Below are 23,043 nucleotides of genomic sequence, written 5' to 3'. Positions count from 1 at the left end.
CTTCCACGGAACGACCGAGAGAAGGCACCATGCACAGCACCCTGATCGTGGCGCGGATGGAACCCGCCCACGCCGAGGATGTCGGCGCGCTCTTCGCCGACTTCGACCGCACCGACATGCCGCACCGGATGGGCACCCGGCGCCGCCAGCTGTTCCTCTACCGCGGCCTGTACTTCCACCTCCAGGACTTCGACGGGAACGACGGCGGCACCCGTATCGAGGACGCGCGGACCGACCCGCGCTTCGTGCGGATCAGCGCGGACCTCAAACCCTTCATCGACGCCTACGACCCGGCCACCTGGCGGTCCCCGGCCGACGCCATGGCCACCCGCTTCTACCACTGGGACGGCTCGGCGTGAGCGGGCGGCGCGTCGTCATCACCGGCATCGGCGTCCTCGCGCCGGGCGGCGTGGGCGTCAAGGACTTCTGGGGCCTGCTCTCCGAGGGCCGTACCGCGACCCGCGGCATCACCTTCTTCGACCCGGCGCCGTTCCGGTCCCGGATCGCCGCCGAGATCGACTTCTGCCCCGAGGCACACGGCCTCGGACCGCAGGAGGTCCGGCGGATGGACCGCGCGGCCCAGTTGGCGGTGGCCGCCACCCGCGAGGCGCTCGACGACAGCGGCCTCGACGTCGCCTCCCTCGACCCGCACCGGGTCGGTGTCACCGTGGGCAGCGCGGTCGGTGCGACCACCGGTCTCGACGCGGAGTACCGGGTGGTCAGCGACGGCGGCCGGCTGGCCGCGGTCGACCACCGCTACGCCGTGCCGCACCTGTACGACTACCTCGTGCCGAGTTCCTTCGCCGCGGAGGTGGCCTGGGCCGCCGGCGCGGAGGGCCCCTCGGCGGTGGTCTCCACGGGGTGCACCTCCGGCATCGACTCCGTCGGCCACGCGGTCGAGCTGATCCGCGAGGGCAGTGCCGACGTCATGGTCGCCGGGTCCTCCGACGCCCCCATCTCGCCCATCACCGTGGCCTGCTTCGACGCCATCAAGGCCACCACCCCCCGCAACGACGACCCCGAGCACGCCTCCCGGCCCTTCGACGGTACCCGCAACGGCTTCGTGCTCGGCGAGGGCGCGGCCATCTTCGTCCTGGAGGAGCTGGCCTCCGCCCGCCGGCGCGGCGCCCGGATCTACGCGGAGATCGCCGGCTACGCCTCGCGCTGCAACGCCTTCCACATGACCGGACTGCGTCCGGACGGCGTGGAGCTGGCGGAGGCGATCCGGGTCGCCCTCGACGAGGCCCGGCTCGACCCGACCGCGGTGGACTACGTCAACGCGCACGGCTCCGGCACCAAGCAGAACGACCGCCACGAGACCGCGGCGTTCAAGCGGAGCCTGGGCGCGCACGCGTACGACGTGCCGGTCAGCTCGATCAAGTCGATGGTGGGCCACTCGCTGGGTGCCATCGGCTCCATCGAGATCGCCGCGTCGGCGCTGGCGATCCGGCACGACGTGGTGCCGCCGACGGCGAACCTGCGCACGCGCGATCCCGAGTGCGACCTCGACTACGTGCCGCTCACCGCCCGCGAGCACCGCACCGACACGGTGCTGACCGTCGGCAGCGGATTCGGCGGGTTCCAGAGCGCCATGGTGCTGTCGGACCCCGAACGGAGCGCGGCATGACCGACGCACTGGTCACCGGCCTCGGCGTGGTCTCGCCCACCGGCCTGGGCACGGACGCGTTCTGGTCGGCGACCGTCGAGGGCCGCAGCGCCATCGGCCCGGTCACCCGGTTCGACGCGGACCGCTATCCCGCGCGGCTGGCCGGCGAGATCGCCGGGTTCGTCGCGGAGGACCACCTGCCCGGGCGGCTGATCCCCCAGACCGACCGCATGACGCGGCTGGCGCTGGTGGCCGCCGACTGGGCGCTGGACGACGCGGGGATCGACCCGGCCGCGGACCACGCCGCGTTCGACATGGGAGTGGTCACCGCCAGTTCCTCCGGCGGCTTCGAGTTCGGCCAGAACGAGCTGAGGAAACTGTGGAGCCAGGGCGGGCAGTACGTGAGCGCGTACCAGTCCTTCGCCTGGTTCTACGCCGTCAACAGCGGCCAGATCTCCATCCGCAACGGCATGAAGGGACCGTCCGGCGTCATCGTCAGCGACCAGGCCGGCGGCCTCGACGCGCTCGCCCACACCCGCCGGCTCATCCGCAAGGGCACCCCGCTGATCGTCTCCGGCGGGGTGGACGCGGCGCTGTGCCCGTGGGGCTGGGTGGCGCAGCTCGCCAGCGACCGGCTCACCACCAGCGACGCCCCCGACAGCGCCTACCTCCCCTTCGACAAGGACGCCTCCGGCCACGTGCCCGGCGAGGGCGGCGCGATCCTCCTGGTCGAGGACGCCGTGTCCGCGCGCGGGCGCGGCGTCACCGGCTACGGCGTGATCGCCGGCTACGGCGCGTCCTTCGACCCGCGGCCGGACTCCGGGCGCGAGCCGGGCCTGCGGTACGCGATCGAGGTCGCCCTGACGGACGCCCGGGTGACGGCGGACCAGGTCGACGTGGTGTTCGCCGACGCAGCCGGGCTGCCCGAGCTGGACCGGGTCGAGGCGGACGCCCTCGCGGCGGTCTTCGGCCCCGGTGCCGTCCCGGTCACCGCGCCCAAGACCACCACCGGCAGGCTCGGGTCGGGCGGCGCCCCACTCGATCTCGCCGGCGCGCTGCTCGCCCTGCGGCACGGCGTCATCCCGCCGACCGTCCACGTCCGGCCCGATCCCGGCTACCGGATCGACCTGGTCACCGGCGCGGCCCGCGAGGTGGCCCTGCGCACCGCCCTGGTCGTCGCACGCGGCTACGGGGGCTTCAACTCGGCGGTGGTCGTGCGCCGGGCCGAGCCGTCCTGACGCCCGCGCGTCCGACCCGCCGGACCGCCGGCCCACCCGGACGCCGACCTGCCCGGACACCCGCCCGTCCGGCCTCTCCGGTGGTCCCCCGACGCGCCCCGCCCGGCCTCACCCCGCTCCCGTCCCCACCCCTTCCCCCCACCTCCACCGGGTCCGCCGCCCCGCCGTGCGGGCCCGCACGCACCCGTCCACACGAGAGGACGTCATGACGCACATCCCGTTCCGCCTCGACGACCTGCGCCGCATCCTGCGCGAGGGCGCGGGCGCAGACGAGACCGTCGACCTCGAGGGCGAGATCCTCGACACCGACTTCGGCGCGCTCGGCTACGAGTCGCTGGCCCTGCTGGAGACCGGCAGCAGGATCGAGCGCGAGTACGGCATCGCGCTCGGCGACGACGCGCTGGCCCCCGACACCACGCCCCGGGCGCTGATCGAGGCGGTCAACGGCGAGCTGGCCCCGGCTCCGCAACCGCAGTCGTAGCCGAAGCCGAAGCCGTCACCGTCGCCGTGGGGTTCGCGCCGCGCCCCGGGCCGCCGCCCGTCCCCTCCTCGCCCGACCGCCACCGAGCCGGACAGACGGGACCGCAGCACCCGGAACGGCCCGCACGCACCCCCGCACGCCGTGGCCCCGCACCCCGCCGCGCACGCCGGACCCCGCCCCGCCGGCGGGCGCGGCCCAAGGACCCAAGGACCCAAGGAGCAGGACGTGGCACCGACCGACCACCAGCAGGACCGGCCCCCGACCGGCCGTGAGCAACCCAAGCACCCCGAGCGGGCCGACCGGCCCCACCCACTCGACCGACCCGAGCAGGACGGCCGACCCGACCGCCCCGGTCCGCGGGACGACCAGCGCCGCGTCGCTCTCGTCACCGGCGGCACCAGCGGCATCGGCCTGGCCGTCGTCCGGCTGCTGGCCGCCCAGGGCCACCGGGTCTTCCTCGGCGCGCGCACCGCCGAGGCCGTCGCCGCGACCGTCGGGGAACTGCGGGCCGAGGGGCTCGCGGTGGACGGCGCCGAGGTGGACGTGCGCGACCCGGACGCCGTCCGCGCCTTCGTCGCGCGGGCGGTTGCGGCGTACGGCGGCGTCGACATCCTCGTCAACAACGCCGGCCGCTCGGGCGGCGGCGTGACCGCCGACATCGCCGACGACCTCTGGCACGACGTGATCAGCACCAACCTCACCAGCGTGTTCCTGGTCACCCGGGAGGTGCTGACCACCGGCGGGCTGCGCGGGCGTCCCTGGGGCCGCATCGTGAACATCGCGTCCACCGCGGGCAAGCAGGGCGTGGTCCTCGGCGCCCCCTACTCCGCCTCCAAGCACGGCGTGGTCGGCTTCACCAAGGCACTCGGCAACGAGCTCGCCCCGACCGGCATCACCGTCAACGCGGTGTGCCCGGGATACGTGGAGACGCCGATGGCCCAGCGGGTGCGGGCCGGCTACGCGCAGGCGTGGGACGTCAGCGAGGGCGACGTACTGACCCGGTTCCAGGCGAAGATCCCGCTCGGCCGCTACTCCACCCCGCAGGAGGTCGCCGGCCTCGTCGGCTACCTGGTGACCGACGCGGCCGCGTCGGTCACCTCCCAGGCGCTCAACGTCTGCGGCGGCCTGGGCAACTTCTGACCCTCCGGCCCGCCGCCCACCCCGCGGGCAGCCACGCGGCGCCGCCCGCCGACCCGTTCCAGGAGGACCCATGCCGCAGCGCGGCACGCACGCGACCGAGCACACCATCACCGTCGCCGCCCCGGCGGCCGCCGTCTACCGACTGCTCGCCGACGTCGGCGGCTGGCCGACGATCTTCGCGCCGACCATCCACGTCGACCACCTGGAGCGCTCCGACGGCCAGGAGCGGATCCGGATCTGGGCCACCGCGGGTGGTGAGCCGAAGAGTTGGACGTCGCACCGCACGCTCGACCCCGGCGCCCTGCGGATCGACTTCCGCCAGGAGGTCTCCACCCCGCCGGTCGCCCGGATGGCCGGCACCTGGATCGTCGAACCGCGGGGCGAGGACGCCTCCGAGGTCCGCCTCCTGCACGACTACAGCGCCGTGGACGACGCTCCCGAGGGTCTGGAGTGGATCGACCGCGCCGTGGACCACAACTCCCGCGTCGAGCTGGAGGGGCTGCGGGCGAACGTCGAACGGGCCCACCAAGCGGCCGAGTTGACGTTCAGCTTCGAGGACGTGGTGCACGTCGGGGGAGCGCTGAAGGACGTCTACGACTTCATCGACGAGGCCGACCGGTGGGAGAGCCGGCTGCCGCACGTCGCCCGGGTGAAGCTCACCGAGGACACCCCCGGCCTCCAGACCCTGGAGATGGACACGCGGGCGAAGGACGGCAGCACCCACACCACCAAGTCCCACCGCGTGTGCCTCGCTCCCGACCGGATCGCGTACAAGCAGGTCACGCTGCCGGCGCTGCTGGCGGTGCACACCGGGCTGTGGACGTTCACCGAGGACCGGAACGGCGTGGCCGCGGCCTCCCGGCACACGGTCGTGCTGAAGCCCGAGGCGATCGGCGGCGTCCTCGGCCCGGACGCGGACGTCGCCGCGGCGCGCTCCTACGTCCACGGCGCCCTGAGCGCCAACAGCAGGGCGACGCTCGACCTCGCCCGCGCCTACGCGGAAGGCAGGCGGTGAGCGTGGCCTCGACGGACCGCACCCCCGGCGCCGGCGCGAACGCCCCCGGCACCCGCGTTCCCGGGCGGCGCGCCCCCGGCGCCCGCACCGCCGAACCCCGCACCCCCGAACCCGCCATCCCCGGACTCCACGCCGACGCCGTCGTGGTGGGCGCCGGACCGGTGGGGCTGCTGCTGGCCGGCGAGCTGCGGCTGGGCGGCGCCGACGTGCTCGTGGTGGAGCGGCTGGTCGAGCCGACCACAGAGTCGCGGGCCTCCACACTGAACGCCCGCACCCTCGAACTCCTCGACAGCCGGGGCCTGCTGGCCGCTTTCGGCGCCCTCCCCCACGACTCGCGCGGCCACTTCGGCGGAATCCCGCTGGACCTGGCCGGCCCGGGGCCGTACGCGGGCCAGTGGAAGGCACCGCAGACCGCGACCGAGGCGCACCTCGCGTCCTGGGCGGCCGACCTCGGCGTCCGGGTCCTGCGCGGCCACGAGGTGCACGGCGTCGAACAGGACGCCGGCCACGTCGACCTGCTCGCGCGCACCCCGGACGGCACCACCACCCGGATACGGGCCCGCTACGCCGTGGCGGCCGACGGGCAGGACAGCACCGTGCGCGAGGTGCTGGGCGCGGACTTCCCCGGGCTGCCCGCCGAGCGCGAGCTGCTGCGCGCGGACGTGGCCGGCCTGGACATCCCCGACCGGCGCTTCGAGCGGCTGGAGCGGGGCCTCGCGATCGCCTCCCGGCGGGGCGACGGCGTGACGCGGGTGATGGTGCACGAGTTCGGGGCGCAGCCCTCCCCCGGCCGTTCCACCGCGTTCGCGACCGTCGCGGACACCTGGAAGCGCGTCACCGGCGAGGAGATCGGGCACGGCGCCCCGCTGTGGGCCGGCTCCTTCGACGACGCGGCGCGCCAGCTCGCCCACTACCGCGACGGGCGCGTGCTGTTCGCCGGCGACGCAGCCCACCGGCACCTTCCGGTCGGCGGGCAGGCGCTCAACCTGGGCCTCCAGGACGCGTTCAACCTCGGCTGGAAGCTCGCGGCCGCGGTACGCGCGGAGGCCGCCGGCTCACCCGCCTTCGCCGACCTGCTCCTGGACAGCTACCACGCCGAACGGCACCCGGTGGGGCGGCAGGTCCTCACGTCCGTCCGGGCGCAGGCGCTGCTGCTGCTCGGCGGGCCCGACGTCGATCCGGTGCGGGCGGTGTTCGAGGAACTGATCGCGCTCCCGCCGGCACGCCGGCACCTGGCGGGCGCGGTCAGCGGCCTCGACACCCGCTACGACCTGGACGGTGGCCACCCGCTGGCCGGCGGACTGCTGCCCCACCTCCCGCTGCGCACCCGCCCGGACCTGCCCGCGGAGGTCACCAGCAGTGCCGCGCTGCTGCGCGACGGGCGCGGTGTGCTGCTGGACCTGACCGGTGACGCCCGGCACGGCGAGCGGCTGGCCCGGGCCGTCGCCCCCTGGGCGGGCCGGGTGCGCCACGTCCGTGCGCGGACCTCGGGCGCCGACGCCGAACGGCTGGCGGGCGTCGGCGCCGCGCTGGTGCGTCCCGACGGGGTCGTCGCCTGGGCAGCCGGCCAGGACCCGACACCCGCCCGGGCGCTGGCCGCCGCGCGCAGGTCGCTGCGCCGCTGGTTCGGCCCGCCGGCCCGATCCGCCACCGGAAGGCCCTCGTCACCATGAGCGACCGCGCTTCCGCCCCCGTCGCCGCCTCCGCCCCTCCCTCCCGCGCCGTGGCCGCGCTGCTCGACCGTTCCGAGATCAGCGGCCTCCTCGACCGCTACCTGCTGGACTTCGACGGCCTGTCCTCCTCCGAGCCACGCCAGGACACCTGGTACGGCACGCTGTTCACGCCGGACCTGGACCTGGAGTTCCCGGTGAGCGGGCACCAGGGGCTGGCCGGGCTGGCGGAGTTCCAGCGGGCCGCCAAGGCGCACTGGGCGCGCACCCACCACACCAGCACCAACCACGTGGTGGACCTCGACGGCGACACGGCCGAGTTGGCCGCGGGGCTGCTGGTGACCCACGTGCATCCGCCGGAATCCGGCCGCGCGGACCTGCGAACCGGCAGCCGGATCACGGCCCGCGCGGTCCGCACCCCGGACGGTTGGCGGCTGCGCGCCCTGGCCATCCGCCTGGTGTGGAGCCGCGGCGACCTGCCGCCCCGGCCCGGCCGGCCGTGAGCGGGCGCACCGCCGCACCGGCGCGGGCCCCGCCGCGGCCGCACGCCGCAACGCGAGGGCACGCACGGGCCGCAGGGCCGATGCCCCCGCCCGGGCGCCTCGCCGCTCACCCGCTCCCCCGGTCCGCTCGCCGACCCTTGTGACCACGCGTTTTGACGCCCCGCTCCGGCATGTGTCACGCTTTTCCGGGCGGCTTCGCCCTGCCCGGAATCCGGCGGTTCGTCAGCGACCCCTCCGAGCAGAGCCTTTCGGAACTTCCACTCCACGCTTGCCGCAGCCCGCCCCCGCTCACCCCGTGCCCTCGCGCATGCCCTCCCCAACGGCCGTGTCCCGGTCGACGACCGGACCGGGCCCCGGAGGGCCCGCGGGCGGTGCGCCCTGTCCCGTCCCGCGCACCGCACCGCTCCCCCGTCGCGAACGGCCGGGCCCCCGGGTCCGGGCACCCCCTTCATGGAGGCTGTCTCGCCATGTCCGCTCCACTTCCGACGCCCGCGCGGATTCTCCAACTGGCCACCGCCGGCTGGTTGTCGCAGGCTGTCAGCGCCACAGCCGAACTCGGCGTCGCCGACGCGCTCGCCGCCGGCCCCCGCACCGTCGACCAGATCGCCGAGGAGATCGGCGCGCACGCGCCGACGCTCTACCGGCTGCTGCGCGCCGGTGCCGACATCGAGCTGTTCGAGGAACGACCTCACCACGTCTTCGCGCTCACCGAGCTCGGCGACGCCCTGCGCAGCGACTCACCGGTCTCGCTGCGCGACTTCGCCATCTGGACCGGGCTGCCCGCCGAGCGGGCCGCCTGGACCGAGCTGGCCGCCGGCGTCCGTACCGGTTCCCCGGTCTTCGAGCGCGTGCACGGCGCGTCCGTCTGGGACCACATCCGCGACCACCCGCACGTGCTGGGGGTGTTCGACCGGGCGATGACCCAGACGTCCCGGCAGATCATCGGGTCGATCGTCGCCGCCTACGACTTCACGGACCTGCGCACGCTCGTCGATGTCGGCGGCGGCCGAGGCGCCCTGCTGTCCGCGATCCTGGCGGCCAACCCCGGCCTGCGCGGGGTGCTGTACGACCAGCCGGAGGTCGTCGCCGAGTCCGGACCGGTGTTCAAGGAGGCGGGTGTCGCCGAGCGCGCCACCGCGGAGGGCGGCAGTTTCTTCGACGCCGTGCCGGCCGGCGGCGACGCCTACCTGCTCTCCAACATCATCCACGACTGGGACGACGAGCCCTCGGTGCGCCTGCTGTCCAAGGTGCGCGCGGTGCTGCCCGAGCACGGGCGGGTGCTGCTGGTCGAGGCGGTGCTGCCGACCGACCGCCCCGCCCTGAACGTGAAGCTGATGGACCTGGACATGCTCCTGCTGTGCGGTGGCCGCCAGCGCACCGAGGCGGAGTTCGCGGTGCTGCTCGCGGACGCCGGCCTGCGGCTGAACCGGGTCGTCCCCGGCGGCCACTGCAGCGTCGTCGAGGCCGTCGTCGCCTGACGGTCCGTCCCCCTCTCCGCCAGCACGGCGTCGAGGCCGCTCCTGCCGGCCACCGCCGTACCCCGCCCACCCCTTCCCGGGAGACCGCCATGCCCTTCCTCTCACCCGACGACGGCTACCTGACCGTGCTCAACCTCTTCCGCACCGAGACCCGGCAGGGCCAGGACCGGCTGCTCGACGTGATGCGGGACATCATCGACAACGCCGACTACCCCGGGTGGATCTCCTCCACCCTGCACAGCGGGCAGGACGCCCACGGCACCGCCAACTACATCCAGTGGCGCAGCCTGGAGGATCTCAAGGCCCGGTACGCCGGCGAGGGCTTCCAGCACCACACGGTGCCGCTGTTCAACGAACTCGCCACCTCCATCCGCCTGTTGCAGACCGAGGTGGTCGCCTCCCGGCTGCATCCGGACCTGGAGAGGGTGGAGGTCTCCGCCGAGGACGACGCCTACACGGTGATCGTCGTCTTCGACGTGGACCCGGTCGACCAGAAGGACCTGGTCGACACCCTCGCCCAGCCCGAGGAGTGGGTGCTCACCCACCGCGGGCACCGCTCCCACACGATCCTGCGCGGACTGGACGGCGAGACCGTCGTCAACTACGCGCAGTGGGACAGCAAGGAGGCGTACGACGCCTTCCACCGGCTGCCGGAGGAGAACCGCCCGGCGAGCGTGCGGCGCGGCCGGGAGCACGTCCGCTCGCTGGTGACCGCGCGGGACGCGAACACGTACACCGTCGTGCACAGCAGGTCCGCGACCGGCTGACCTCCCGGCCGTCCCGCCGGTCCGCCCGCGGCCGACCGGTCCCCTGCCCCACCGCAAAGCCCCTGCCCCGCACGGCCGTTCCACCGCGGGACCGTTCACCGCGGGGGCCGTTCCACCGCCCTTCCACGAAAGGAGTGCGCGTCGATGACGCAGCGCACCACGTTGTTCGGATTCGCTCCCGGGACCGAGACCGCCCGCGCCGCCGAGATCGTCCGGCTCGGTGTCCGGGCCGACCGCTCCGGCCTCGACCTGTTCTCCACCTCGGACCATCCGTACTACGGGCAGCGGCTGGACGCCTACTCCACGCTGGGCTTCGTGCTCGGGGCCACGTCCGGCATCGCCGGGCTGGCGAACGTGACCAACCTGCCCAGCCGTCCGGCGCCGGTGCTCGCCCGCGCGGTCACCTCGCTGTCGGCGCTGTCCGGCGGCCGGATCGTGCTCGGCATCGGCGCCGGCGGGTTCTGGGACGAGATCGAGCGGTTCGGCCGGCCGCGGCTCGGCCCCGGCCAGGCCGTGCGGGCGCTGGAGGAGGCGATCACCCTGGTCCGCGCGCTGTCCGGCGGCGGCGAACCCGTCACCTTCCACGGGGAGTTCAGCGACATCCGCGACATCGAGCCCGCCGACGTGCCCGCGCCGCGGATCTGGACCGGGTCGCTCGGCGAGCGCTCCCTCGCGGTCACCGGCCGGCTCGCGGACGGCTGGATCCCCGGCCACGCCTCCGACTGGGTGAGCGAGCGGTATCTCGCCTCCCGCCCCCTGGTCGACCGGGCCGCCGAGGAGGCCGGCCGCGATCCGTCCGACGTCGTGACCGTCTTCAACCTGCCCGGCCGCATCACCGACACGCCCCTGGGCCGGACCCGCGACGGCGACGGCCGCTGGATCGGCGGTTCGGTGGGGCAGTGGGTGGAGGAGCTCACCGGCGCGGTGCTCGACCACCGGGCCGCCGGCTTCGTCCACTTCGCCACCGGCGGCGGCCCCCTCGACGTGGCGCTCGGACGGTGGGCGGAGGACGTCGTGCCCGCCGTCCGCGAGAACGTCGCCAAGGGCTGACCGCCCGGCGGCGGCCCCGTCGTACGGCATCCACCCGCACCACCCGCACCAAGCCATCCCCGCCCACCGCAACCGCACCACCGCACCACCGGCACACCCCGACGGCCGGGCCGCGCCCCGCGGTCCGGCCGTCCTCACGCACCCACCAGGTACCTCCGGGAGACCCGCATGTCCCGCCTCAGCCGCAGACCCGTCCCCCTCGTCGCCGCCACCGTGGCCGTCCTCCTCGCCGCGGCCTGCGGCTCCGGATCGGGGTCGGGCGGCGGCACCTCCTCCTCCGACACACCCGTCTCCGGCGGGTCCCTCACCTACGCGGTGGACACCGAACCGGTCTCCTGGGACATCGACGTCAGCCAGCAGGACATCACCGGGTCGATCCAGCGCAACGTCTTCGACTCCCTCGTCTACCAGGACGACAAGGGGCAGTTCCACGCCTGGCTCGCGTCGTCCTGGAGCGTGTCGAAGGACCTGCGCACCTACACCTTCCACCTGCGCAAGGACGTCACCTTCACCGACGGCACCCCGTTCAACGCCCAGGCGGTGAAGACCAACTTCGACCGCATCGTCGACCCGGCCACGAAGTCGCAGTACGCCGCCGGCCTGCTCGGCCCGTACGCTGACACGAAGGTCGTCGACCCGTACACCGTCCAGGTCTCCTTCACCAAGGCGTTCGCCCCCTTCCTCCAGGCGGCCAGCACCCCCTACCTCGGCTTCTACTCGCCCGCCGCGATCGCGAAGTACGGCTCCAAGCTCGGCGCGGGCGGCCCCGCCGACGTGGGCACCGGACCCTTCGTCTTCTCCTCCTACACCAAGGGGCAGAGCGCGGTCCTGACCCGGAACCCGAAGTACTCCTGGGCCCCGGCCACCGACGCCCACCAGGGTCCGGCCTACCTCGACAAGCTCACCTACCGCTTCCTCAGCCAGGACTCGGTGCGGGTCGGCGCGCTGCGCAGCGGGCAGGTCCAGGTCGCCAAGTCCGTCCCCCCGACGGACGTCAAGACCCTCACGCCCGGCTCCGGTCTCACCGTGATCTCCAAGCAGGCACCCGGCGGCGTCTACAACCTGGTGCTCAACGCCTCCCGCGGGCCGTTCACCGACCAGCGCGTGCGCGAGGCCGTCCAGCGCGGGATCAACGTGGACGCCGACGTCAAGAGCGTCTACTTCGGTGCCTACCAGCGCGCCTGGAGCCCGCTGTCGCCCGCGACCGTCGGCTACGACTCCTCGCTCACCGGGACCTGGCCTTACGACCCGGCGCTGGCGGCGAAGCTGCTGGATCAGGCGGGCTGGACCGGGCGCGACTCCTCCGGCTACCGCACCAAGGACGGCAAGCGGCTCTCGCTGGTGTGGCCGCTGATGCCGCAGAACCTCGTCAGCCAGCAGCACGACATCCTCGGCCAGGCGGTACAGGCCGACCTCAAGAAGCTCGGCATCCAGGTGGAGCGGCCCCGGCAGGATGTCGGCACCTTCGTCAAGCAGCTCTTCGGCGGCAAGGACGACATCTCCGACTACAGCTGGGCCCGTGCCGACCCGGACGTGCTGCGGCTGTACTTCAACAGCGCCGAGACCCCCGCCAAGGGCGGCGCCAACGGCACGTTCGTCAAGGACCCCGACCTCGACCTCTGGACCGAGCAGGGCCAGACCTCGCTGGACCCGGCCACCCGCGCCAAGTACTACACCCAGGTCCAGAAGCGCGCCCTCGACCTCTCGCTCGTGGTGCCGATGTACGTCGTCTCCTCGGTGTACGGCGCCTCCACCCACGTGCACGGCATCACCGCCGACGCCAACACCTGGCTGGAGTTCCACGACGCCTGGCTCGGGAAGTGACGTGAAGGCGACACACCTGCTCCGGGCGGTCGCCCGACGGGTGGCGGCGGCCGTGGCGGTGCTCCTGGGCGCCGCCACGGTCGCGTTCGCGGCCCTCCAGCTGATCCCGGGCGACCCGGTGACCACCATGCTGGGACCCTTCAGCTCCGCCTCGCCCGAGGTCCGCGCACGCATCCGCGCCCAGTACGGCCTGGGCGAACCGGTCTGGCGGCAGTACCTGCACTACCTCGGCCACCTGCTGCGCGGCGACCTCGGGGAGTCCTACCAGGTGCAGCGGCCGGTCGGCTCGCTGATCGCCGACCAGCTCGCCCCCACCGTCCAACTGGCCCTGTCCGCCCTGGCGGTGGCCCTGCTGCTGGCGCTGCTGACCGCGGTCGCCACCGCCGGGCGCCGGCGGCTGCTGCGCGGCGCGTCGTCGCTGCTGGAACTGCTCACCGTCTCCAGCCCGTCGTACTGGACCGGCATCCTGCTGCTGACCGCGTTCTCCTTCCACTGGCAGCTGTTCCCCGTCGCGGGGGCGCAGGACGGCACCGCGCTGGTGCTGCCCGCGCTGACCTTGGCCCTGCCGATGACCGGGGTCCTGGCCCAGGTGCTGCGCGAGGGGCTGGAGACCGCACTGCACGAGCCGTTCGCCGTCACCGCCCGCTCCCGGGGCCTGAGCGGCACCGCGGTGCGGCTGCGGCACGCGGCGCGGCACGCGGCGCTGCCGCTGGTCACGCTCACCGGCTGGCTGGCCGGGTCGCTGCTGGGCGGCGCGGTCCTGGTGGAGACGGTCTTCGGCCGGCCCGGCATCGGCGCCCTCATCCTCCAGGCGACCACCAACAAGGACATGCCCCTGGTCATCGGCCTGGTGCTGCTGTCGGCGCTGGTGTTCGTCGTGCTCTCGACCCTGGTGGACCTGCTCTACCTGGTCATCGACCCCCGCCTCAGGACGGACCAGGTGACACCATGACCGCACCGCCCGCCTCGCAGACCGCGCCGAAGACGCCCACCGGGACCGTGGCCCCCGCGCGGCGGCCCAGCGCCCGTGCCCTGCTGCTCCTGCCCGCGCTGCTCTTCCTCGCCCTGCTGGTGCTGGCCGCCGCGGCGCCCGGCCTGTTCACCTCGGCCGCGCCCAACGCCACCGACCCGCTCCTGGCGCTGCGCCCGCCGGGGTCCGGCCACTGGTTCGGCACCGACCAGCTCGGCCGTGACCTGTACACCCGCGTCGTCTACGGCACCCGGCTGTCACTGCTGCTCGGGGCAGGCGCCACCGCGATGTCGGTGCTGGCCGGCGCCGCCCTGGGGCTGGCCGCCGGGCTCGGCGGGCGCCTGGCCGACCAGGCGCTGATGCGGCTGGCCGACGTGCTGCTGGCGCTGCCGCCGATCCTGCTCGCACTGCTGGCCGTCGCGGTCCTCGGCAGCGGCACCGTGAACGTAGCCCTCGCCATCGCCGCCGCGTTCGCCCCCGGCTACGCGCGGATCGTCCGCGCCGAGACGCTGGTCGTGCGGCGCTCCGGATACGTCGAGGCCGCCACCACGCTCGGCCTGTCCCGCCCCGTACTGGTCCTGCGGCACGTCGTGCCCAACGCGCTCGGCCCGCTGCTGGTGCTGGCCACGGTCGGCTTCGGCTCGTCGCTGATCGCCGCCTCCGGTCTGAGCTTCCTGGGTCTCGGCCCGCAGCCGCCGACCGCGGAGTGGGGCGCGATGCTCGACCAGGGCCGCGACTTCCTCCAGACCGCCTGGTGGCTGGGCGTCTTCCCGGGCGCGGCCATCACCCTGACCGCGCTGGTGGTCAACGTCGTGGGCCGTCAGGCCCAGGCCCGCTTCACCCGGAGGACCGGCCGATGACACCGCTGCTCACCGTTGACGGACTCCATGTGTCCTTCGGGGCTCTGCGCGCCGTGCGCGACGTCTCCTTCACCCTCGACGCCGGCGAGTGCCTGGCCGTGGTGGGCGAGTCGGGGTCGGGCAAGAGCGTGACCGCCCGCGCGCTCGTCGGACTCGCCGGAGCCGGCGCGCGGGTGCGGGCCGGCACGCTGGCGTTCGACGGCCGCGACCTCACCTCCCTGCGCGAACCGCAGTGGCGGGCGCTGCGCGGGCGGCGGGTCGGCCTGGTCCTCCAGGACGCGCTGTCCTCGCTGGACCCGCTGCGCACCGTGGGGGCGGAGGTCGCCGAACCGCTGCGCGTGCACGGCGTGGTGCCCCGCCCGCGCCGCGCCGAGCGGGTGCGGGAACTGCTGGCCGACGTCGGGGTGCCCGAGCCGGAGCGGCGTGCCGCGCAGTATCCCCACCAGTTGTCGGGCGGCCTGCGGCAACGGGCCCTGATCGCCTCCGCCCTGGCCGCCGGCCCCGACCTCCTGATCGCCGACGAGCCGACCACCGCCCTCGACGTGTCCGTGCAGGCGCAGATCCTGGACCTGCTCGACCGGCTGCGCCGCGAGGGCACCGCGCTGCTGCTGATCAGCCACGACCTGTCCGTGGTGGCGCGGCTCGCCGACCGCGTCGCGGTGATGTACGGCGGGCGGATCGTGGAGACGGGCACCGGCCGGCGCGTGCTGGAACGCCCGCGCCACCCCTACACGCGCGCGCTGCTGGACGCGGTGCCGTCGCTGCACGCCAAGGGCACCCGGCTGTCGGTGCCCGCGCCGCCGCGGCCGCACGCCGGGCCGGACGGCTGCCCGTACGCGCACCGGTGCGCGGCCGCCGACGACGCGTGCCTCGTCACACTGCCGGCGGCCACCGGTCCCGACACCGCGGTCTGCCACCATCCGCTGGACGCCGCGGTCCCGGTGGCGCCGCCGGTGCGGGCGCCGGCGGCCGTGATGGCGCCGGCGGCCGTGCGCGACCGCGAACCGCCCGCGGCGGCCGCCGGGGCCCCTGCCCTGCTGGAGGTCGACGCGGTCTCCAAGGGCTTCCGCGGTCCGGACGGCTCGGTGCACCAGGCGGTGCGGGACGTCTCGCTGCGCCTGGGCGCGGGTGAGGCCGTCGGCGTGGTCGGCGAGTCGGGGTCGGGCAAGACCACGGTGGCGAGGATCGCGCTGGGCCTGCTGGCCCCCGACGCCGGCCAGGTGCGGTTCGAGGGCCGCCCCTGGAGCGGGGTGCCGGAGCGGCTGCGCCGTGCCCTGCGCCCGCGGGTCCAGACCGTCCAGCAGGACCCGTTGGGCTCGTTCGACCCGCGCTACGGCGTGGAGCGGGTGGTGGGTGAGGCGGTGGCCCGGGCCGGGGTGCGCGGCCGAGCCGAACGCCGTTCCCGGACCGCGGAGTTGCTGGACCGGGTGGGGCTCCCGGCGTCGGTGCTGCGGCGCCGGCCGGCCGAACTGTCCGGTGGGCAGCGCCAGCGGGTGGCCATCGCCCGCGCGCTGGCCACCGCGCCGGACGTCGTGGTCTGCGACGAACCGGTCTCGGCGCTGGACGTGTCGGTGCAGGCGCAGATCCTCGACCTGCTCGCCGACATCCGTCAGGAGACGGGTGTGGCCCTGCTGTTCATCTCGCACGACCTCGCGGTGGTGCGGCACGTCAGCGACCGGGTGGTGGTCATGAAGGACGGCCGGGTGGTGGAGACCGGTCCGGTGGAGGATGTCTTCGCCGAACCGTCGCACCCCTACACGCGCACGCTGCTGTCGGCCGCCGCGCTGGTACCGGCACGGCCGGTGGCGCCGCTGCGCCGCACCGGTCCCGTCTGATCCGGTCCCATCTGATCCGGTCCCGTCTGATCCGGTCCGGCGGCGCGGCAGCGGCTGCGCCGCCGGACATCCCGAAGGGCCCTGGGCCACGGACGAACTCCGTGGCCCAGGGCCCTTTTTCGCGTCCCTCCGGGTCCGGGGCGCCGGCGCCGTCGGAGTGCCCGGCCGGGCCCTGCGGCTCCCGGTCGGGCCTCCGTCGGGCCTCCGTCGGTGCCGGTCGCGTCCCCGGCCGGCCCCGGTGCGGCCCGTGTGGCGCCGGTCAGGCGCCGGCCGCCTCCGGCTGCGCCTCGGCTCCGGCGGGCGCCGGCCGCGCGGGCGGCGGCACGAAGTCCTTCTGGCGGATCAGCAGCGCGCTGAGCACCGCCGAGACGGCGGCCACGACCGCGCCGATCCACAGGATGAGGTTGAGCCCGCCCGCGAAGCCGTGGTGGGCGCTGCGGGTGGTGAAGACGGTGCCGAGCACCGCGATCGCGGTGGCCAGGCCCACCTGCCGGGCGGTGGCGTTCACCCCCGACGCCACACCGGCCTGGGCCGGGGCCACCACCCCGACCGCGGTGGAGGCCAGCGGCACCGTGACCATGCCCGCGCCCAGGCCGGAGACGATCATCCCTGCCAGCAGATGCGTCCAGGTCGAGGACTCCGTCACCCCGGTCATGAGCACGATGCCGACGGCGATGGCCACGAACCCGGCGCTGATCATCAGCCGCACCGGCACCGCGGCGCTCAGCCGGCCCGCGGTGGTGGACGCCACGAACATCGCTCCGGTCAGGGCCAGGAGCCGCAGTCCGGCTTGGGCGGGCGAGTAGTGCAGGTCCTGCTGGAGGTAGAGCACGAGGTAGGTGATCAGCGCGTAGATCGAGGCGTTGAGGCCGAAGGCGGCCACCAGACCCCCGTTGAAGGTGGGTTTGCGGAACAGCGTGAGGTCCAGCATCGGGTGCACCGCGCGCCGCTCCAGCAGGAGGAAGCCGGCGAGCAGCACCGCCGCCCCGCCGAGCGTGCCCCACACCTTGGCCTGCGACCAGCCGTCGGAGGCGCTGATCAGGCCGTACAGCAGCAGTGTCAGGCCGGCGCTGAACGCGGCGAACCCGGCCCAGTCGGGCCGGGCGGCCGACGGGTTGCGGGACTCCTCCAGCTTCAGAAGGGTGATCGCGACGACGGCCACGCCGATCGGCACGTTCACCCAGAAGATCCAGTGCCAGCTCAGCCCGCTGGTGAGGGCGCCGCCCAGCACCGGGCCGACGGCGACCGCGATGCCGAGGATGCCGCCGTAGATCCCGAAGGCCAGGCCGCGTTCACGGCCCTGGAACGCCTGGCTGAGCAGGGCCAGCGAGGTCGCCCACACCACCGCGCCGCCGATGCCCTGCCCGGCCCGGGCCAGCGCCAGGAAGAGCGGACCGGTGGCCAGTCCGCACAGCAGCGACCCGATCGTGAAGACCGCGGTGCCCGCGGCGTAGAGCCGCCGCCGGCCCCACAGGTCGGCGAGCGAGCCCCCGGTCAGCAGGCCGGCCGCCAGCGCCAGGGCGTAGGCGTCGATGACCCACTGGAGGTCGGACAGCGACGAGTGGAAGTCGTCGCTGATGTCCGGTAGCGCCACGTTCACGATGGTGATGTCGAGGACGAGCATGAACACCCCGGCCACCACGGCCACGAGCGTCCACCATTTGCGTGCCATGCGTGATCTCCCTTGTCAGATCCGGGACGTGCGTCGGGTCTCGCGGGCCGGGGGCGGGGCCGGGGGCGTGCAGGTGCCGGTGCCGTCGCAGGCCGCGCTGCCGCGGCGCCCTGCCGACGCCGGTCCCGGTGGCGTCCCGGCGGGGTGCCGTACGGGCCGTCAGGTCCGGGCGAACCGGTGTCAGGTCCGGGCGAACTCGCCGCGCACCAGCGGGATCACCTCGGTCGCGAAGCGCTCCCGGGTCTCGGCGTGGTCCAGACCGAACAGCAGCGGGAAGGTGAAGCCCGCGCGCACCACCGCGGCCAACTGCTCCGCCACCTCCTGGGAGGAGCCCGCGAGGACGCGTCCGCCGGCGTCGGGACGGCCGTCCAGCCGCACCTGCACGTTGCAGGCGCACGTGATCGTGTCCGGGTCGCGGCCGGCCGCGGCGGCCGCGGAGCGCACCTTCTCCCGCCGCTCCACCGCCTCGTCCAGGCCCATGCGTTGCAGGGACGGCAGCCAGCCGTCCGCCAGGCGCCCGGTGACGGCCAGGGCGCGCGGGCCGTAGGTGCCCAGCCACACCGGGATGGGGTGCGCGGGCCGCGGTTCGATGCGCGCGTCGTGGACCGAGAAGTGCCGGCCCTCGAAAGTCGTCGAGGGCCGCTGCCACAGGGACCTGACGATCCGCACGGCCTCGTCGAGGGCCTCGACCTTCTCGCCAGGTGTGCGCGTGCTCAGGCCGAACGCGGCGAACTCCGCCTCGTAGCCGCCGTTTCCCAGCCCCAGCACCAGGCGTCCGCGCGAGAGCCGGTCGAGGGTCTCGGCCATCTTCGCCAGCACGGCGGGCGCGCGGTAGGGCAGCCCGAGCACGTCGGTGGCCAGCGTGATCCGCTCGGTCGCCGCGGCCAGGAAGCTCAGCGCGGTCCACGGCTCCCAGGTGCCGCGGTCGCCGTGCAGGTGGTCGCTGAGCGCGAACAGGTCGAAGCCCAGCCGCTCGGCGTCGCGCGCCTCGGCCGCCAGCACGCCGGGGTCGGGCCCGCGGTAGTGGGCGAAGACCCCGAAGCCGAGCCGCGGTCCACTGGTCCCGCTCACCGCGGCGCCCCTTCCGTGGCGCTGCCGCCGGCCCCGGGCCAGCCGGCAGCGGAACCGGCCCGGTGTGCGGCCTCGGGCCCGCTGGAACCGAAGGGCTGCCGGCCGCGCACCACCGGGCGGTCCGGGTCGGCCGACCACGCCGACCAGGAGCCGGGGAAGAGGGCGGCGTCCGGCAGTCCGGCCAGCTCGACGGCCAGCAGGTTGTGGCAGGCGGTGACGCCCGATCCGCAGTGGAACACCACGTCCTCGGCGCCCGCGAGGCCCAGTTCCACGAACCGGGTGCGCAGTTCGCCGGGCGGGCGGAACCTGCCGTCCGCGGTGAGGTTGTCCTGCCAGGGGGCGCTGAGGGCGCCGGGCAGGTGGCCGGCGCGGGTCTCCCCGGCGTGCTGGTCCACGCCCGAATAGCGGGTGACCGCGCGGGAGTCCAGCACCAGGGCCCGCGGCGACAACCCCGCCGCCGCTGTCTCGTCGGCGTCCCGCAGCAGGTGGTCCGGCCACGGCGCCACCCGGCGCTCCACGGGCTGACGCCGCACCGGGCCGGTCTCCAGGGGGGTGAGCCAGGCCGCGAGGCCGCCGTCCAGCAGCGCGGCGCGGTGGCCGGTGCGGCGCAGCAGCCAGACCAGGCGGGCGGCGAACCCGCCGCCCTGGTCGTCGTAGGCCACGACCACGCTGTCGTCGGCGATGCCCAGGCGGCCGAGCCGCGCGGCGAACTCCTCGGGCGGCAGCAGCGGATGGCGGCCACCGTCCGGCGTGGGCGGTCCGGACAGGTCGGTGTCGATGTCCACCCAGACGGCGCCGGGGAGGTGCCCGGCGAGGTAGGCGTCGTGGCCGGACCGGCCGTCGAGGTACCAGCGCACGTCGGCGAGCACCGGTTCCGCGTCCGGGGCGGGGACTCCGTCTCCGGGGGAGGCCGCGCGTTCGCGTACCCAGGCCGCGGAGACCACGGGGGGTATCTGCTCCGCGGCCGGGCCCCGCGCCGCGCTCATGCCTTGCCCCCGACCGGCTCGACCGGAGCAGCGGCGGCGGTCGGGACGGCCGGGGTGGCCCGGCCGGCCGGGGTGGCGGTGGCCGGGGCCGAGGGGCGGCCGCCCACCGTGCCACCCGTGGGGCGGTCGGCGCCGAGGCTCGCGACCTGCGGGATCACGTCGGACGCGACCAGTTCCATGGCACGCGCCACCTCACCGTGCGGGATACCGCCGATGTCGATGGACAGCAGGTGCAGGTCGTGGCCCCACAGTTCGTGCAGCCGGCCGAGCTTGTCGACCACCTCGGCCGGGCTGCCGCAGATCGCCGACCCCGGCCCGACCAGGTCGTCGAAGTCGAAGGCGAACGGGCGGGCTCCGGCGGGCAGTTTCGCGCCCCGGAAGTAGTTGCCGTAGTACTCGCGCCACTGCTCGCGGGCCCGGGCGGTGGTGTCGGCGACGAAGACGTGGCTGGCGGCGCCGGTCCGCGCCTGCCCGGCCGGGCGGCCGGCGCGCGCCCACAGCTCCCGGTAGAGGTCGAACATCGGGACGTGCGTGCGCGGTGGGCGCGCGGTGGTCCCGAAGACCATCGGCAACCCGGTCTCGACCGCCAGGTGCACCGACTCCGGGCGGGAGCCGCCGCTCACCCAGACCGGGGGCCGTTCCTGGTAAGGCCGGGGCTGCACCCGCACGTGGTCGAGCGGCGGGCGGAAGGCCCCCTCCCAGGTCACCTCGTGCTCGTCCCGCGACCACAGGCGCAGCAGGAGTTCGAGGTTCTCCCGCTTGCGGTCCGCCTTGCTCTCCGGCGGCTGCGCGAAGACGGCGTAGGGATCGGGGAAGAAGGAGGCGCCCGCGATCAGCTGGAGCCGCCCGCCGGACAGCAGGTCGAGCGTCGCGTAGTCCTCGGCGACCAGCACCGGGTCGCGGTTGGCGACCAGCGTGGTGCCGGTGGCCAGGGTGATGGCGGAGGTGCGGGCGGCTATCGCCGCGAGGACCACCGGGGGCGCCGAGATGACGTCGCGTTCGCCGAAGTGGTGCTCGCCCACGGTGAACCAGGAGAACCCCAGCCGCTCGGCCAGCACCGCGCTGCGCACCACCTCCTCCAGGCGTTCGGCCTGGGAGACACGGTGCCCGGTGAAGGGGTCGCTGAGTAGGGTGCCGAAAGTGATGGTCCCGATGTCCATGTGTCACGGTCCTTGAGGCGGGTGGATGGAAGGCCCTCAAAGTAAAGTACAACGTGCATGGTAAATTGGGCAACGGACGACAACCCGTATCGGAGGCTTCCCCTGAGTACCTCACCGACGGCCCCTGCCGCCAAGGCGGCACCGGAACGCCCCGGCCCCGCCCGCACCGGCGGGCGGGCGGGGAAGCGCGACGCCATCACCCAGGGCGCCCGGACCGTGTTCGGCCGGGAGGGCTACAGCCGCACCAGCATCGAGGCCATCGCCGCGGAGGCGGGCGTGTCCACGCGCACCATCTACAACCACTTCGAGGGCAAGGACCAGCTCTTCTCCGACGTGGTCCACGACAGCGCCGGCCAGGTCGCGGACGCCTTCGTCGCGACGGTCGGCAAGCAGGTGACCGGCACCGACCCGCGGGCGGACCTGCTCGCGCTCGGCCACGCGTTCGTCGGCCAACGGACCCAGTTCCCTGAGCACTTCGCGATGATCCGGCAGATCAAGGCGGAGGTGCAGCACTTCCCCGCCGCGGTGATCGACGCCTGGCAGCAGGCGGGGCCGCAGCGCGTGCAGCGGGAGGTCGCCCGACGGCTCGAACGGCTCGCGGACGGCGGGCTGCTGCGCATCCCCGACCCCGCGCGCGCCACCGTGCACTTCATCGCGCTGGTGACCTCGGAGATCACCATCCGCCCGCACGGCAGTCCGCAGCTCGGTCCGGCCGAGGTCCGCGACTGCGTCGCCCGCGGCGTCGACGCCTTCCTCCACGGCTACGCCACCGAGCCCCCCGCCTGACCGCCGCGACGCCGCCCCCGCGAGGGGGCTGTACGGCGGGTATGGCGGCGGTACGGTGCCGGTTGCCACGGCGGTGCGGCGCCGTGTGTCGCGGGCTCCGTGTGTCGCGGGCTCCGGGCTCCGGGCTCCGACGGGGCGCGCGGCGGAGACGGGGCGACGGCCCGGGACGGGCGGTACCGGCGCTTCGTCCGATCCAGCCGCCGAAGGACGTTTCGCGGTTGCGCCGGTGCGGTCCTCCGGTGCGACGGCCAGGTGTTCTACGGCTTGGTGGAGGGTGACGCTGTCCCCTCCGTTGGAGGTGGCGGCGTGGGCGGGGGCGGTTGTGGTGAGGGCGGCGGCGAGCAGGCCGGCCATGGCGGTGCGGATCGTGGAGCGCATGGCTCTGGTCCTACCGCGGTGGTGGGCGCGCCGTGCGGAGCGCATGTGCCACGCGAGCGGGTGCACGGGGTCATCCCGGCGGGTGACGGCTACCCGTCACCCGCCGCGGCTCTCCGGAGCGGGCGGTGTGGCTAGTTGATGGTGAACTGGCCGTCGAAGTTGGCTTCGGTGACGCCGCCGAAGGGTGCGCGGATCGTGCACTTGCCGGCGCCGCCGAACAGGTCGGTGGTGAAGGTCGAGGCGAAGGCGTGCCCGGCGAACGGGCCGTCGGTGACCGTGCCGGAGATGGCCACCAGCGGGCCGACGTTGTGGTCGAAGTGCAGGTCGACGGTGCTGTCGGCGACGAAGCCGTCGGCGGTGGTCCACTCGATGGTGCCGGTACCGGTGCCGGTGCCGAAGCCAAAGAGGCGGTGTTCTGACCCTGCGCTATTCCGTGGTCCTTGGGTCGGAAGCTTCCTGGGTCGTCGCGGCGGGCGCGGCGGTGGGGCTGTCGGGCCGGCCGACGGGGTTGCTCACGAGGTGGTTCTCCAGCGGGGGTGTCGAGGTCGGGCTC

Annotated in this window: 21 protein-coding genes; 16 read left to right on the top strand and 5 right to left on the bottom strand. The window is 74.7% G+C overall.

The annotated features are described in order from the left end of the window. The first annotated feature begins 29 nt into the window (after positions 1-29). From RVR_RS31860 to RVR_RS31795, 15 genes are all read left to right on the top strand, one after another. Positions 30-359: a TcmI family type II polyketide cyclase gene (locus tag RVR_RS31860; protein ID WP_202237349.1), complete on the top strand. Its 330-nt coding sequence runs from the start codon at positions 30-32 to the stop codon at positions 357-359. Then, positions 356-1,627, top strand: a complete 1,272-nt coding sequence (locus tag RVR_RS31855; RefSeq protein WP_202237348.1) for a beta-ketoacyl-[acyl-carrier-protein] synthase family protein — start codon at positions 356-358, stop codon at positions 1,625-1,627. The genes RVR_RS31860 and RVR_RS31855 overlap by 4 nt, the downstream gene beginning before the upstream one ends. Then, entirely contained in the window at positions 1,624-2,844 is a 1,221-nt protein-coding gene (locus RVR_RS31850) for a ketosynthase chain-length factor (protein ID WP_202237347.1), read from the top strand. Before RVR_RS31855 ends, RVR_RS31850 begins: the two co-directional genes overlap by 4 nt. A gap of 205 nt (positions 2,845-3,049) precedes the next feature. Continuing rightward, positions 3,050-3,325 (top strand): acyl carrier protein, encoded by a 276-nt coding sequence (locus RVR_RS31845; protein ID WP_202237346.1) that lies wholly within the window; start codon positions 3,050-3,052, stop codon positions 3,323-3,325. 225 nt (positions 3,326-3,550) lie between these two features. Next, complete coding sequence (locus RVR_RS31840) at positions 3,551-4,465, top strand: SDR family NAD(P)-dependent oxidoreductase (RefSeq protein WP_202237345.1); 915 nt, start codon at positions 3,551-3,553, stop codon at positions 4,463-4,465. 70 nt (positions 4,466-4,535) lie between these two features. Next, a complete protein-coding gene (locus RVR_RS31835) occupies positions 4,536-5,480 on the top strand; it encodes an aromatase/cyclase (protein WP_202237344.1) in 945 nt (314 codons plus the stop codon). Positions 5,481-5,482: 2 nt separating this feature from the next. Continuing rightward, positions 5,483-7,153 (top strand): FAD-dependent monooxygenase, encoded by a 1,671-nt coding sequence (locus RVR_RS31830; protein WP_237405082.1) that lies wholly within the window; start codon positions 5,483-5,485, stop codon positions 7,151-7,153. After that, positions 7,150-7,653 (top strand): nuclear transport factor 2 family protein, encoded by a 504-nt coding sequence (locus RVR_RS31825; protein WP_202237343.1) that lies wholly within the window; start codon positions 7,150-7,152, stop codon positions 7,651-7,653. Before RVR_RS31830 ends, RVR_RS31825 begins: the two co-directional genes overlap by 4 nt. A gap of 467 nt (positions 7,654-8,120) precedes the next feature. Next, on the top strand, positions 8,121-9,131 hold the full coding sequence (locus tag RVR_RS31820; RefSeq protein ID WP_202237342.1) for a methyltransferase: 1,011 nt from the start codon (positions 8,121-8,123) through the stop codon (positions 9,129-9,131). 89 nt (positions 9,132-9,220) lie between these two features. Continuing rightward, positions 9,221-9,898: an antibiotic biosynthesis monooxygenase family protein gene (locus RVR_RS31815; protein WP_202237341.1), complete on the top strand. Its 678-nt coding sequence runs from the start codon at positions 9,221-9,223 to the stop codon at positions 9,896-9,898. Positions 9,899-10,042: 144 nt separating this feature from the next. Further along, entirely contained in the window at positions 10,043-10,948 is a 906-nt protein-coding gene (locus RVR_RS31810) for an LLM class flavin-dependent oxidoreductase (RefSeq protein ID WP_202237340.1), read from the top strand. Positions 10,949-11,116: 168 nt separating this feature from the next. Next, on the top strand, positions 11,117-12,772 hold the full coding sequence (locus tag RVR_RS38120; RefSeq protein ID WP_237405081.1) for an ABC transporter substrate-binding protein: 1,656 nt from the start codon (positions 11,117-11,119) through the stop codon (positions 12,770-12,772). A 1-nt stretch (position 12,773) separates the two neighbouring features. Further along, positions 12,774-13,724 (top strand): ABC transporter permease, encoded by a 951-nt coding sequence (locus RVR_RS31805; protein ID WP_237405080.1) that lies wholly within the window; start codon positions 12,774-12,776, stop codon positions 13,722-13,724. Then, positions 13,721-14,602, top strand: coding sequence for an ABC transporter permease (locus RVR_RS31800; protein WP_202237338.1), 882 nt, complete (start codon positions 13,721-13,723; stop codon positions 14,600-14,602). The genes RVR_RS31805 and RVR_RS31800 overlap by 4 nt, the downstream gene beginning before the upstream one ends. Further along, entirely contained in the window at positions 14,599-16,437 is a 1,839-nt protein-coding gene (locus RVR_RS31795) for a dipeptide ABC transporter ATP-binding protein (protein ID WP_202237337.1), read from the top strand. The genes RVR_RS31800 and RVR_RS31795 overlap by 4 nt, the downstream gene beginning before the upstream one ends. Before the next feature lie 259 nt (positions 16,438-16,696). Here RVR_RS31795 and RVR_RS31790 read toward each other — a convergent pair whose 3' ends face one another. The 4 genes from RVR_RS31790 to RVR_RS31775 all read right to left on the bottom strand — a co-directional run bounded on the left by RVR_RS31790 (position 16,697) and on the right by RVR_RS31775 (position 21,326). Then, a complete protein-coding gene (locus RVR_RS31790; protein ID WP_202237336.1) occupies positions 16,697-18,109 on the bottom strand; it encodes an MFS transporter in 1,413 nt (470 codons plus the stop codon). A 180-nt stretch (positions 18,110-18,289) separates the two neighbouring features. Then, entirely contained in the window at positions 18,290-19,180 is an 891-nt protein-coding gene (locus RVR_RS31785) for an LLM class flavin-dependent oxidoreductase (protein WP_202237335.1), read from the bottom strand. Further along, positions 19,177-20,166 (bottom strand): sulfurtransferase, encoded by a 990-nt coding sequence (locus RVR_RS31780; protein ID WP_202237334.1) that lies wholly within the window; start codon positions 20,164-20,166, stop codon positions 19,177-19,179. Before RVR_RS31780 ends, RVR_RS31785 begins: the two co-directional genes overlap by 4 nt. Then, positions 20,163-21,326: an LLM class flavin-dependent oxidoreductase gene (locus RVR_RS31775; RefSeq protein ID WP_202237333.1), complete on the bottom strand. Its 1,164-nt coding sequence runs from the start codon at positions 21,324-21,326 to the stop codon at positions 20,163-20,165. The genes RVR_RS31780 and RVR_RS31775 overlap by 4 nt, the downstream gene beginning before the upstream one ends. Positions 21,327-21,383: 57 nt before the next feature. Between RVR_RS31775 and RVR_RS31770 the strand changes: the two genes are divergently transcribed. Next, positions 21,384-22,112 (top strand): TetR/AcrR family transcriptional regulator, encoded by a 729-nt coding sequence (locus RVR_RS31770; protein WP_202237332.1) that lies wholly within the window; start codon positions 21,384-21,386, stop codon positions 22,110-22,112. Between the two features lie 509 nt (positions 22,113-22,621). Here RVR_RS31770 and RVR_RS31765 read toward each other — a convergent pair. Continuing rightward, on the bottom strand, positions 22,622-22,783 hold the full coding sequence (locus tag RVR_RS31765; protein ID WP_202237331.1) for a hypothetical protein: 162 nt from the start codon (positions 22,781-22,783) through the stop codon (positions 22,622-22,624). Positions 22,784-23,043: the final 260 nt, after the last annotated feature.

Source organism: Streptomyces sp. SN-593 (assembly GCF_016756395.1).
Classification (GTDB): Bacteria; Actinomycetota; Actinomycetes; order Streptomycetales; family Streptomycetaceae; genus Actinacidiphila; species Actinacidiphila reveromycinica.
This window is presented reverse-complemented; position numbering and strand designations above follow the sequence as displayed.